This window comes from Devosia sp. ZW T5_3 (genome assembly GCF_044987315.1).
In the GTDB taxonomy this organism is placed as follows: Bacteria; Pseudomonadota; Alphaproteobacteria; order Rhizobiales; family Devosiaceae; genus Devosia.
Genome location: NZ_JBJDRE010000010.1, coordinates 176,104 through 187,017, shown reverse-complemented (window position 1 = coordinate 187,017; position 10,914 = coordinate 176,104). Strand labels below are relative to the sequence as shown.

Annotated in this window: 16 protein-coding genes, 1 other RNA gene and 2 pseudogenes; 2 read left to right on the top strand and 17 right to left on the bottom strand. The window is 62.0% G+C overall.

Going from position 1 to position 10,914, the window contains the following annotated elements; all coding sequences use genetic code 11:
- The 11 genes and pseudogenes from ACI3KW_RS14310 to ruvC all read right to left on the bottom strand — a co-directional run.
- Nucleotides 1-511: pseudogene (locus tag ACI3KW_RS14310) on the bottom strand (hypothetical protein); the annotation flags it as partial.
- A 9-nt stretch (nucleotides 512-520) separates the two neighbouring features.
- Nucleotides 521-970: a protein TolR gene (gene tolR, locus ACI3KW_RS14305; RefSeq protein WP_113120083.1), complete on the bottom strand. Its 450-nt coding sequence runs from the start codon at nucleotides 968-970 to the stop codon at nucleotides 521-523.
- A gap of 1 nt (nucleotide 971) precedes the next feature.
- Complete coding sequence (gene tolQ / locus ACI3KW_RS14300) at nucleotides 972-1,673, bottom strand: protein TolQ (RefSeq protein WP_035100132.1); 702 nt, start codon at nucleotides 1,671-1,673, stop codon at nucleotides 972-974.
- 208 nt (nucleotides 1,674-1,881) lie between these two features.
- Nucleotides 1,882-2,280 (bottom strand): tol-pal system-associated acyl-CoA thioesterase, encoded by a 399-nt coding sequence (gene ybgC, locus ACI3KW_RS14295; protein WP_404848626.1) that lies wholly within the window; start codon nucleotides 2,278-2,280, stop codon nucleotides 1,882-1,884.
- Nucleotides 2,277-2,738, bottom strand: coding sequence for a metallophosphoesterase (locus tag ACI3KW_RS14290; protein ID WP_404848630.1), 462 nt, complete (start codon nucleotides 2,736-2,738; stop codon nucleotides 2,277-2,279). The genes ybgC and ACI3KW_RS14290 overlap by 4 nt, the downstream gene beginning before the upstream one ends.
- A 109-nt stretch (nucleotides 2,739-2,847) precedes the next feature.
- Nucleotides 2,848-3,021, bottom strand: a pseudogene (locus ACI3KW_RS14285) (metallophosphoesterase); the annotation flags it as partial.
- Nucleotides 3,022-3,112: 91 nt separating this feature from the next.
- A complete protein-coding gene (gene ruvB, locus ACI3KW_RS14280; RefSeq protein ID WP_404848625.1) occupies nucleotides 3,113-4,150 on the bottom strand; it encodes a Holliday junction branch migration DNA helicase RuvB in 1,038 nt (345 codons plus the stop codon).
- Entirely contained in the window at nucleotides 4,147-4,545 is a 399-nt protein-coding gene (locus tag ACI3KW_RS14275; protein WP_404848624.1) for a PIN domain-containing protein, read from the bottom strand. The genes ruvB and ACI3KW_RS14275 overlap by 4 nt, the downstream gene beginning before the upstream one ends.
- Nucleotides 4,542-4,832, bottom strand: coding sequence for an AbrB/MazE/SpoVT family DNA-binding domain-containing protein (locus ACI3KW_RS14270; RefSeq protein ID WP_404848623.1), 291 nt, complete (start codon nucleotides 4,830-4,832; stop codon nucleotides 4,542-4,544). The genes ACI3KW_RS14275 and ACI3KW_RS14270 overlap by 4 nt, the downstream gene beginning before the upstream one ends.
- 59 nt (nucleotides 4,833-4,891) lie before the next feature.
- The gene (gene ruvA, locus ACI3KW_RS14265) at nucleotides 4,892-5,509 is read right to left on the bottom strand and encodes a Holliday junction branch migration protein RuvA (protein ID WP_404848622.1); all 618 of its coding nucleotides are present in this window, start codon (nucleotides 5,507-5,509) and stop codon (nucleotides 4,892-4,894) included.
- Nucleotides 5,506-6,012, bottom strand: a complete 507-nt coding sequence (ruvC, locus tag ACI3KW_RS14260; protein ID WP_404848621.1) for a crossover junction endodeoxyribonuclease RuvC — start codon at nucleotides 6,010-6,012, stop codon at nucleotides 5,506-5,508. Before ruvC ends, ruvA begins: the two co-directional genes overlap by 4 nt.
- Before the next feature lie 166 nt (nucleotides 6,013-6,178).
- Here ruvC and ACI3KW_RS14255 point away from each other — a divergent pair, with 166 nt between their 5' ends.
- Together ACI3KW_RS14255 and ACI3KW_RS14250 are read left to right on the top strand one after the other, a co-directional pair.
- On the top strand, nucleotides 6,179-6,934 hold the full coding sequence (locus ACI3KW_RS14255; protein ID WP_404848620.1) for a GGDEF domain-containing protein: 756 nt from the start codon (nucleotides 6,179-6,181) through the stop codon (nucleotides 6,932-6,934).
- Between the two features lie 70 nt (nucleotides 6,935-7,004).
- The gene (locus tag ACI3KW_RS14250) at nucleotides 7,005-7,784 is read left to right on the top strand and encodes a GGDEF domain-containing protein (RefSeq protein WP_404848619.1); all 780 of its coding nucleotides are present in this window, start codon (nucleotides 7,005-7,007) and stop codon (nucleotides 7,782-7,784) included.
- Nucleotides 7,785-7,835: 51 nt separating this feature from the next.
- On the opposite strand, the gene ACI3KW_RS14245 is transcribed toward ACI3KW_RS14250, so the two are convergent.
- The 6 genes from ACI3KW_RS14245 to ACI3KW_RS14220 form a co-directional block, all read right to left on the bottom strand.
- A complete protein-coding gene (locus tag ACI3KW_RS14245) occupies nucleotides 7,836-8,582 on the bottom strand; it encodes a YebC/PmpR family DNA-binding transcriptional regulator (protein WP_113120074.1) in 747 nt (248 codons plus the stop codon).
- Between the two features lie 72 nt (nucleotides 8,583-8,654).
- The gene (locus tag ACI3KW_RS14240; protein ID WP_404848618.1) at nucleotides 8,655-9,473 is read right to left on the bottom strand and encodes a TIGR00282 family metallophosphoesterase; all 819 of its coding nucleotides are present in this window, start codon (nucleotides 9,471-9,473) and stop codon (nucleotides 8,655-8,657) included.
- On the bottom strand, nucleotides 9,470-10,054 hold the full coding sequence (locus ACI3KW_RS14235) for a 5-formyltetrahydrofolate cyclo-ligase (RefSeq protein WP_404848617.1): 585 nt from the start codon (nucleotides 10,052-10,054) through the stop codon (nucleotides 9,470-9,472). The genes ACI3KW_RS14240 and ACI3KW_RS14235 overlap by 4 nt, the downstream gene beginning before the upstream one ends.
- Nucleotides 10,055-10,074: 20 nt before the next feature.
- Nucleotides 10,075-10,232: non-coding RNA, 6S RNA (gene ssrS / locus ACI3KW_RS14230), on the bottom strand.
- Between the two features lie 43 nt (nucleotides 10,233-10,275).
- Nucleotides 10,276-10,563 carry a type II toxin-antitoxin system RelE/ParE family toxin gene (locus tag ACI3KW_RS14225; protein ID WP_404848616.1) on the bottom strand — a complete coding sequence of 96 codons (288 nt, stop codon included), beginning with the start codon at nucleotides 10,561-10,563 and terminating at the stop codon, nucleotides 10,276-10,278.
- A gap of 3 nt (nucleotides 10,564-10,566) precedes the next feature.
- Nucleotides 10,567-10,830, bottom strand: coding sequence for a type II toxin-antitoxin system ParD family antitoxin (locus ACI3KW_RS14220; RefSeq protein ID WP_404848615.1), 264 nt, complete (start codon nucleotides 10,828-10,830; stop codon nucleotides 10,567-10,569).
- Nucleotides 10,831-10,914: the final 84 nt, after the last annotated feature.

The window sequence follows — 10,914 nt, the reverse complement described above, 5'->3', positions numbered from 1 at the left end:
CTGGCTCGGGAGCCGGCGTTGGTTCCGGCGCAGGTGCGGGCGTTGGCTCCGGCGCAGGCTGCGGCCGGGTTGCGGGCGTTGGCGGGGTGGGAGCGGGTTCGGGTTCCGGCGCCGGTTCAGGCTGTGCCGCCGGTGGAGGCGGGGTCGGCTCCGGCTCGGGTTCGGGCTCCGGCGGTGGTGGGGCGGATTCGGGCGCGGGGGCGCTATTGGTCACCGGCATGGGCGTTGGCGTATCGGCCGGCGATGGGGTTTCCTGATCGCGCTCGGTATTGCCGGTGGGCTGGGCCAGCTCGGCCGGCTGGTCGGATTCGGCGATGGCGGGGGTCTGGGTATCGACCACTTCGCTGTCGAGCGAGCCCATGCGGATATTGTTGAAATCGCTGACCGGCACCAGATCGACCGCAATGGCGTTTTCGACCGTGGTCATCGGCTCCGCCAGGCCCAGATTGATGAGGCCGATGGTCAGAACCGTGACATGTGCGACGATCGAAACGATGAGGCCGGTGCGCATGGGGCTGGCCTATTGATCCTGCTGCTGGGTGATAAGGCCGATCTTGGTGAAACCGGCGGCTGACAGCATCCCCATGACCCGCATCACCGAGCCGTAATTGGCCGTGGTATCGCCGCGCAGAAAGATGCGGTCTTCCGTGCCATTGGTCGCCAAAGCCGTCACCGTGTTGATCAGATCTGCCTCCGCCACAACGTCGTCACCCACATAGATGGTGCCTTCCGGCGTCACCGCAACGGTGATCGGCTGGGTCTGGCTGGAGAGTTCGGCGGCCGCCGTCTTGGGCAGGTCGATCGGCACGCCCGATGTCATCATCGGGGCCGCCACCATGAAAATGATAAGCAGCACCAGCATCACGTCGACCATCGGCGTGATGTTGATCTCGCTCATAATCGCCTTGCGGCCGCGACGGCGGCGGCGTCCGCCCCCGCCTCCACCGCCAGATGCTACACCCATGCCCATATCAGCGGCTCCGTGCTTCGAGCTGACGGCTGAGAATGGTCGAGAATTCGTCGGCAAAGCCTTCCAGCCGGCCGATCATCTTGCCGGCATCGGCGGAGAGCTTGTTGTAGGCGATAACGGCCGGAATAGCGGCAACCAGACCAATGGCGGTGGCGAACAGCGCTTCGGCGATCGGCCCGGCCACCACGGCCAGATTGGTGTTGGACGAGGCGGCAATGGCGGTAAAGGCATTCATAATGCCCCAGACCGTACCGAACAGGCCAATGAACGGACCGGCTGAGCCGACTGTTGCCAGGAATCCCAGGCGCTTTTCCAGCGTCTCGCTCTCGCGGGCAATGGCCACATCGAGCACCTTATCGAGGCGTTGCTGCATGCCCACGAAGGAGGCCGCATTCTGCTCGTGGCTGCGCTTCCATTCCTTCATTGCTGCAACAAAGACCGCGCCCAAGCCGCCGGTCGCCTTCTCCGATTGCTGCTGATAGAGCTCTTCCAGCGACTGACCCGACCAGAACACGCGCTCGAAGCGGTTCATCTCGGCCTGGGTGCGGCGATAGGTGATGGTCTTGTCCACGATGATGGCCCAGCACCAGATCGAGGCACCCAGCAGCCCGAGCATGACCGCCTTGACGATCCAGTCGGCCGCCCAGAACAGTCCCCAGATGGACAAGTCGGCGTGTGGAGCAACAGCTCCAACAGCATCCATGGCTTCCATGAAGTGATCCTTTTCGGCCCGGTCTACATGCCCGACCCACAGGCCACAGGCGATGGGGTCGAAATCTGTCAAAATTAAGAGAAATGCCCCATTTGCCGGGCTTTGCAGCGCGGCGAACGGGATCAGTGTCCCTTTGCCGCAATTATGGTCAAGGAGTAGTTAACAAAGAGAGTCAGCGTGGCCTTTATCGCCAGCCCCGCTAGGCCTTAGCGGCGAAGCGGGCGACGAGTTCGCGCGGCAAGCGAGCCGCGCCGCCCGCGGTTTTGATGGCGACGACAACCACATTGGCGCGGGTCAGCACGGTCTGATCACGTAAAATTGCCTGGGTGAGTGTCAATCGTGCACCAGTAATCGCGCCGATTTCGGTCGTCACCGTCAATAGATCATCGATATGGGCGGCGCCATCGAACTGGATGTCCATTGAGCGCACGGCAAAGGCAATGCCCTGCGCCGCGAGTTCGGAATGATGAATGTCGGCATCGCGCAAGAATTCGGTGCGACCGCGCTCGAAGAATTTGAGATACGCCGCATGATAGACATTGCCCGAAAAATCGGTGTCCTCGTAATAGATGCGGATGGGAAAACGATGCTGGGTCAAATTGATCTATCCCCGCCCAGATCGATGACCACGATCTCGGATTTTGTGCCCAGGCGGATCGGCCAGCCGGAATAGCCCAGGCCCGAAGACACGATCAAGTGACGATCCTCCTCCACGATATGGCCATAGACATAGCGGCTGCCATAGCGCGAAGGAACCACCGGCGTCTTGCCAAACAGCTTGACCTGCCCGCCATGAGTATGGCCGGACAAGGTCAGCGCGACCCGGCCGGGGACATCGGGAAAGATATCGGGTTCATGGGCCATCAGCAGGACCGGATCGGCAGTGGAGATCTGCGCCAGGGTGCCATCCAGGTCGGCAATGCCGTCGCTGCGCGCAAAGCGCCGGTCCCGCTTGGGCGCGAAGGCGAATTGGTCGCCCAACCCCGCCAGCCAGAAGCCGCGCCCGGCATGATCCAGCCGGACGGCGCGATTGATAGACCGGGATGCCGGCGGCAATCAGCGCCCGTTCGGCCTCGATCGGCCCATGCGCCAGATCGGCGCGGCGATAGCCGTCATAATCGTGATTGCCCAGAATGGCGTGCACGCCCAGCGGTGCTGACAGCATGCCCAACTGGGCCGCCCACCCGCTCGCATCCATGGGGCGGGAAAACCGCGGCCCCGTGACGTAATCGCCCAGTAGCAGGATGATATCGGCGCCCAAGCCATTGGTTTGGCGACAGAAGGCGCTGAACTGCGCTGGGCCCGTCCAGGGCAGGCAAGCATGCAGATCGGTCAGCACGGCGATGCGCAATGGCAGATCTCTGGGCCATGGGGGCAATTCGGGCGCATAACGCGTGACGTGCAGGGTCAAGTGAGCATTGGCCTGCGGCTCACGCCTCCGGCTCCTCGAACAGGCTCGCCTGCATGCCGACGAAACCCTGCGGCACGGCCCGGCCCATATGCTGGAAGGCCAACCCGGTGAGCATGCGGCCCCGCGGCGTGCGCTGGATGAAGCCTTGCTGGATGAGATAAGGCTCGACGATTTCTTCGATCGCGTCGCGCGGCTCGCTGAGCGCGGCCGAAATGGTTTCGACGCCCACCGGGCCGCCATTGTAGAAATCGGCAATGGTGGTGAGATAGCGCCGGTCGAGCTGATCGAGCCCGCGCGCATCCACATCGAGCCGCAACAGAGCCTTGTCGGCCAGCTTGCGATCGATTTCGGCGGCGCCATCCACCAGCGCAAAATCGGTGACCCGCCGCAACAGGCGCCCCGCGATACGCGGCGTGCCGCGCGAGCGGCGGGCAATTTCCAGGGCGCCATCGGCCGCCATGGGCATGCCGAGCAGCCGCGCCCCACGCGTCACGATCTGCACCAATTCCTCGGGTGTATAGAAATTGAGCCGCACCGGAATGCCGAAGCGGTCGCGCAAAGGCGTGGTGAGCAGGCCCGCACGGGTGGTGGCGCCGACCAGCGTGAATTTGGCCAGATCAATCCGCACCGAGCGGGCGGCGGGGCCCTCACCGATGATCAGATCGAGCTGGAAATCCTCCATCGCCGGATACAGGATTTCCTCGATGGACGGATTGAGTCGATGGATTTCATCGATGAACAGCACATCGCGGTCTTCAAGATTGGTCAGCAGCGCCGCCAGATCGCCCGCCTTGGCGATAACCGGGCCTGACGTGGCGCGGAAGCCGACACCCAACTCACGCGAAATGATCTGCGCCAGCGTCGTCTTACCCAGGCCCGGCGGCCCTACGAACAGCACGTGATCGAGCGCCGCCCCGCGCTGCTTGGCGGCCTGAATGAACACTTCAAGATTGGCCCGCGCCGCCGCCTGCCCGACAAACTCGGAAAAACCGGAGGGGCGCAGCGACACATCGAGGGGATCATCGCGCCCGGCGGCTGGGGAAGTCAGATCGGTCACGCGAGCAATTCCATTCCCGGTATGCGTTTAGCCGCCGTTTTGTCGAATGTCATGGTGGCGGCACAACCGGCCCGTGACGCGATCTCGGCAATGAGCACATCTGCCAATCCGAAGCGATGAGCGCCGGCAGTATCGACGGCGGCGAGAACAATGTCCCGCGCTTCGACAGCAAAATCTGCGCTGTCGAGCAGCGCCATGACCGCTTCCAGAATTGCCTGGTGCGGGTAATCGTAGGTTCGCCTGAGCAGCCACGCCAATTCCGCGATGACCACGAGACTGACAAAGGCGGGATCGGATGGCGTCCGATCGGCAAAAAACCGGTTGGCAAGCTCCCGCTGCCGATCGTCGTCATCGACAAACAGCCGGGCCAGAATATTGGTATCGACACCAATCATTCTCTCGTTGCCCGCCTGAACCGCTCGGTGACAGCTTCGGCGATAGCGTCGTCCATGTCCTCGACCGTGACGTGACGGCCGTTAGGCGGCTTGCCCAAAAATCCGGCCAGGTCGACTGCGCGCAATGTCTTGGGCTTTACGATCGCCGTCCCATCCTGTTCGTTGACGATCCACTCCATCAAGGTGCCCTCCTTCAACTTAAGGAGCGAGCGGACTTCCTTGGGAACAGTGGTCTGCCCCTTGCTGGTCATTTTGGACCGGGCCGAAATTTTCGGGTGTTCATTCATGTCCGCCTCCAAATTCCTTACTTTTTAACATAGTAAGGAATGGCGCTATTCGCAAGGAATCAACTGCTCAACTCCCGCAGGCCCAGGCGGATCAGCTTCTCGGTTGGCGTGTCGTCGCCTTCGCGCGCCACGATGCGGGCCAAAGCGGCCGAGGCCTGGGCGCTGGAATAGCCCAGATTGACCAGGGCGGAAACGGCATCGGCCACAGTGCCGGCGGCGCGGCCTTCACCGAGCGCGGTTTGGAGGCCCAACGTGCCGGCATCGATCCCCGGCCCGGTGGGCACCTTGCCCTTGAGTTCGGTGACGAGGCGCACGGCCAGCTTTGGCCCCACGCCATTGGCGCGGCCGATCATCGCCTTGTCTTGCAGGGCAATAGCGCTTGAAATTTCCGACGGCGACAGGGCCGACAAAATGCCCAGCGCGACGCGGGCGCCCACGCCCTGCACCGTCATCAGCAGGTTGAACCAGGCCTTTTCGGTTTCGCTGGAAAAGCCATAAAGCCGGATCATGTCCTCGCGCACGATGGTTTCGATGAACACGACAGTGGCTTCGCCCACGCGCGGCAAGGCCTGCAGCGTGCGGCTGGAGCAAAAGGTCTCATAGCAGACCCCGCCGACATCGATCAGCGCGAAATCGTCGCCAATGCTGTCGACCAAGCCCTTGAGCTTACCGATCATGCCAAAGCCCTCAGCCGCTGCTGCGATACCCGGTGATGGGCATGGCAGATGGCAATCGCCAGGGCGTCGGCAGCGTCGGCGCCTTTAAATTGCGCCGCCGGCATTAGGGTTCGCACCATCAGCTCCACCTGCCCCTTTTCCGCGTGGCCGGTGCCCACGACGGACTTTTTCACCAGATTGGCCGCATATTCGGCTACCGGCACGCCACGGGCCGCCGGAGTCACCAAGGCGATGCCCCGCGCCTGCCCCAGGATCAGCGCCGAACGCGCGCCCTGATTGACGAAGGTTTCTTCGACGGCAGCCTCGTCTGGCGTGAACTTGTCCAGCACTTCGCCAAGTCCCGCGAACAATACCGCAAGCCGGTCGGCCAGCGCGCCATCGGTGGGCGGCGTCAGCGTGCCGGCTGCCACAAAGCTCAGCCGATTGCCCTGCGTTTCAATCACGCCCCAGCCGCAGCGGCGCAGGCCCGGATCAATGCCAATGATTCGTACGCTCGCATTCATGGCTTCATCCTTAGTGTGGCCGGCCCAACTTACCAAGCCGAATGTGAACAAAGCGGCAACAAAACCCGGTGGAAAACCGGGGAAAGATAAAATTGCAGCTAAGCTCACAAGACCATGTTCAACAGCGCCTCCTAGTCTCACGCTTGGGAATGCAAGGACGAAACAGATGACCGGACTCCACCGGAGCCTCCCCAAGCGGGCCTGGGCTCATGTCTATCGTGTGACCGGAGGGATCGTTGCCGTTTCAATCGTCATTTCGATCATTCTGACCAACCTCTTCATGGAAGTCCTTTCGAACGGCGTGAATGTGCAGGGGCTGGCTGTCTCGGTGATCATGCCCATCGTGCTGGGCGGCCCGATGACGTTTTTTCTTGTGCTCAAGCATGAGCAATTGCGCTTCGCCAATGAGCAACTCGCCCATATGGCCACTGTGGACTGGCTGACCGGGTGCCTCAATCGCGGGGCCTTTACCGGCAAGGTCGCCACCTATCTCGACCGGCGCAACCAGCGCCCCGGAGAAGGCGGGGCTTTGCTCATCGTGGATGCGGATGATTTCAAGCGCGTCAATGATACGTATGGCCATCACAATGGCGACGAGGCCCTGCGGCTAATGGCCGGGGCCATCCGCGGCGCCGTGGGACGGCATGATCTGGTGGGGCGGCTAGGCGGCGAAGAATTCGGGATCTTTCTGGCGGGTGCCAATCTCGACGCTGCCGACACGGCGGCCGAGCGCATCCGGCAGGCCGTCAATGCCATCGCCTTTGCCCCGGGCGAGGCGCCCTGCCCGCTTTCGGTCAGCATAGGCGGCGCCGCCTATGTCAACCGCACCCGCTTCACCGATCTTTATCGCCTCGCCGACCAGCGGCTTTACGAAGCCAAGAATACCGGACGCGACCGCGTCGCTATCATGCAGGCCGCCTGACCATGGAACACTCATTGTACACCTGAACGACATTTCCCGGCATCCGATTTTTCTCAGCAGCGAGTTTTTCATGCTTCCTTCCAAGACCTTGACTGCATTGCAAAGCTGGTCGGGCGTGGCCCGCTCGACCCTTTTTGGGACTCTGGCTTGTGTCGTGGTGTCGGTGGTGTTCAACGCGCTGTTCTTCGATGATCTGGGCACGCGCGCCTTGCACCGCTCGCTCATCAGCGCCACGGTGCTGCCGGTCATCCTTGGCTTGCCGCTGTTCTGCTATGTCAGCCTCAAATTGCGGGACCTGGCCACCACCAATAGGCGCCTGGGCAAGGTCGCCCGCACCGACAGCCTGACCGACTGCCTCAATCGCGGCGCCTTCACCGCCAAGGTCGCGGCCCAATTGGCTAAAAGCCAGAAACACCCGAGCGGCGCGCTGCTGATGATCGACGCCGACAATTTCAAGGCAATCAATGACCTGTTCGGTCACGATGCCGGCGACGAAGCGCTGACCATCATCGCTCGCTCGATCCGCGCCGTGCTGCGCAGTGGGGATCTCGTGGGCCGCATGGGTGGCGAGGAATTCGGCGTCTATCTGCCGGGCGCCGATATGCGCGACGCCGAAGTGATCGCCGAACGCATCCGCCGCTCGATCAACCTGGCCGTGTTCCAGCCGCACGGCCGGCCACGCTCGCTTTCGGTCAGTGTCGGCGGCGCCGTGTTCGACCAGCCCACCAGCTTTTCCGAGCTGTTCCATATCGCGGACCAGCGTCTCTATGGCGCCAAGCAGACTGGCCGCAATCGCGTGACCATCGCCCATGCCAGCGATTATCCGGTGCTCGACCTCAAAATCGCATAAAAAAGGGCGACGCCGCAGCGCCGCCCTCAAAATTTCCAGCTCGAACCAGCCTCAGCCTTCGAGCTTGGCCATGTCCTCTTCGCTCATCTCGAAATTCGAATAGACGTTCTGCACGTCATCGTCTTCTTCGAGCGTCGCGATCAGCTTCATTAGCGTCGCGCCCTTTTCGGCGTCGATCGGGGTCTTGGTCTGCGGCTCCCAGATGGCCTTGACCGATTCGGCCTCGCCCAGCACCTTTTCCAGTGCGGCGGCAACTTCCACCATCGCCTCGAACGAGGTGTAGATATAGTGGTTTTCCTCGTCGCTCTCGACGTCGTCCGCGCCCGCTTCGATGGCCGCTTCCATCACCTTGTCTTCAGAGCCGACCTTGGCCGGATAGGTGATTTCGCCAATCTTGTCGAACATGAAGCCGACCGAATTGGTTTCCCCCATCGCGCCGCCATTCTTGGAGAAATAGGAGCGGACATTGGAGGCGGTGCGATTGCGGTTGTCGGTCAGCGCTTCGACGATGATGGCGACGCCACCAGGGCCATAGCCCTCATAGCGGATTTCATCATAATTCTCGCCATCGCTGCCGATCGCCTTCTTGATGGCGCGGTCGATATTGTCCTTGGGCATGGACTGGGAACGGGCATTGGTCACCGCCAGACGCAGACGCGAATTGAAGGCCGGGTCGGGCATGCCCATCTTGGCGGCGACGGTGATTTCGCGCGCCAGCTTGGAGAAAATCTTGGAGCGCACCGCGTCGGACTTGCCTTTGCGGTGCATGATGTTTTTGGCGTGGGAATGGCCTGCCATTCGAAACCCTCGGAACAGTCGGAACTTTGAATTTGGCCCGCTTATAGGGGCAGGCCGCCCAAAAATAAAGCGCTAGCCGAAGTCGGGCTCCGCCTGGGCCAGCGTGCCGCCTAGGCGCAGCGGCAGCACCCTGCGAGCAAGGCCCGTGCGCGGATCCGTCTCAACCGCGACACCGCACAGCGTTGCCTCCCCTTCGGCCGGAGTGAAGCGGCCATTGGGAATACCGGTGAGGAAGCGATTGAGCGGTTCATCGGTTTCACTGCCGATGATGGAATCGAAATCCCCGCACATGCCCGCATCCGCCATCAGCGCCGTACCGCCGCGCAGCACGCGCTGGTCGGCCGTGGGGATATGGGTATGGGTGCCGACGACGAGGCTCACCTTGCCATCGAGAAACTGCCCCATGGCCTGGATTTCCGAGGTCGCCTCGGTATGAAAATCCACGATGATCGCATCAGCCTGCTCGCCCAGCGGGCAGGCGGCGACGGCGGCTTCCACCGCCCGGAACGGATCGTCGGCCGGCCCCATGAAGACGCGGCCCAAAGCATTGATCACCAGTACGCGATGGCCATTGCGGCCCTCGACGAACATCGCCCCGCGCCCCGGCGTGCCGGGCGGCATGTTGATGGGACGGATCAGCGTCGTCTCGCGCTCGATATAGGAAATCGTCTCGCGCTGATCGAAGGCATGATCGCCCAGGGTGACCACATCGGCCCCGGCATTGCGGATGGCATTGAAATGGGCCTCGGTCAGGCCCTTGCCATGGCTGGCATTCTCGCCATTGACCACGACGAAATCAAAGCCATAGCGTTCGATAATGCCCGGCAGGCGTTCATTGATCGCGTCGCGGCCGGACCGGCCCATCACATCGCCCAGAAACAGAAACTTCATTGGCTGGCGCCAAAGCGGCGAAGGCCTGTTTCGGTGATGATGGCATCGAGCGGAATGTCATGCGCTTCGCGCGGGAGTTGGGGGAACTCCTGCGCGGCAAAGGCGAGCCCGATCAATTGCGGTTTCTTGGTCATGCGCACGATAGTCCTGTCGTAATGGCCCTTGCCATATCCCAGCCGTGTGCCCGTGCTGTCAAAGCCCAAAAGCGGGATCAGCATGATATCGGGCTCCACCACCGGCGCCGTTTCGATCGGCGCCAGCGTGCCGAAGCCGGACGGATAAAGCGCTTCGCCATCCTGCCAGAGGCGCATGGTCAGCGGCTGATCGCCTTCGGTCACCGGCAGGCAGACGGGCTGGCCAGAATCCATCAAGCGCACCAGGATTGGCCGGCAATCGAACTCGTCGCGGATCGGCCAATAGCCGGCCACGATCCAATCGGCATCGAGCGCGAAATTGTCAAAAAATGCTTTGGCCGCGGTTGCGGCGGCCTCGGCGCGGATATCGGCGGAAACGGCAGCGCGGGCGGAGCGCGCCTTGTCGCGCAACCCCGCCTTGGCGTCTTCGATGTAATCGTCAGCCATGCGCGCCGCTCGAAACAAAACTAGGTGCCACCCTGGCCGTGGGATATGCGATCCCGGGAACCTACTTTACGTAGGTGGGCGCCGTATATCTAAGCCCAGGGGCTCAGTCAGGGACAGCTCCCATGAGATCGTTAAGGCCCCGGGGATATTGTTATCCACACGCACCGGGCAGCACCAGAGATATAGGCGCTTCAGCGGCCGGCTGCAAAGGGGGGAACCTGCTAAAGCTGTTCAAACCAGTTCTGCAGACCATGCAGCACGCGTAGGATGATCACATCATCGGCGTCGACGACGTACAATATGTTGTGCGCACCGACGGGCATCAGCCTGATAGATCCCGCTGCGCTGTGCCGCTCCACTGCCATGTAAGGATTGGCGGCCAGCATGTCGAACATATCAACCAATTGAAGTTCATACACCTCAGATTGAGCAAATCCGAACTGCTTGGCGCCCTCCGCGGCAATGTGATCGATGTCGGCAATCGAGTCGGCCGTTAGTATCCACGCCACGAACTAGGCGCTTTTCTTCTGGCCGACAGCCGCAGCCGCCTTTTTGCGCATTCGCGCCAGCAACTCATCCCGGCTCATTTCGACTAGACCACTGGCAAGAGCGCTATCGACCATTTGCTGCAATTTTGCTCGTGCCTCGGTTCGCTCCTGATCTCGCCGGACCAGATCGCGCACATAATCGCTGGAATTGCCGTAGCGCCCCGTCTCGACCTGGGCCTCGACCCATTCCTTCATCGCGTCGGGCAGCGAAACATTCATCGTGGCCATAACAGGTCTCCTTCCACCTCAAAAATAGTGCAACTGGCAAACTTTGCCAAGGTTGGTGATTTTACGTCCCCTCCCCTTGCCGCC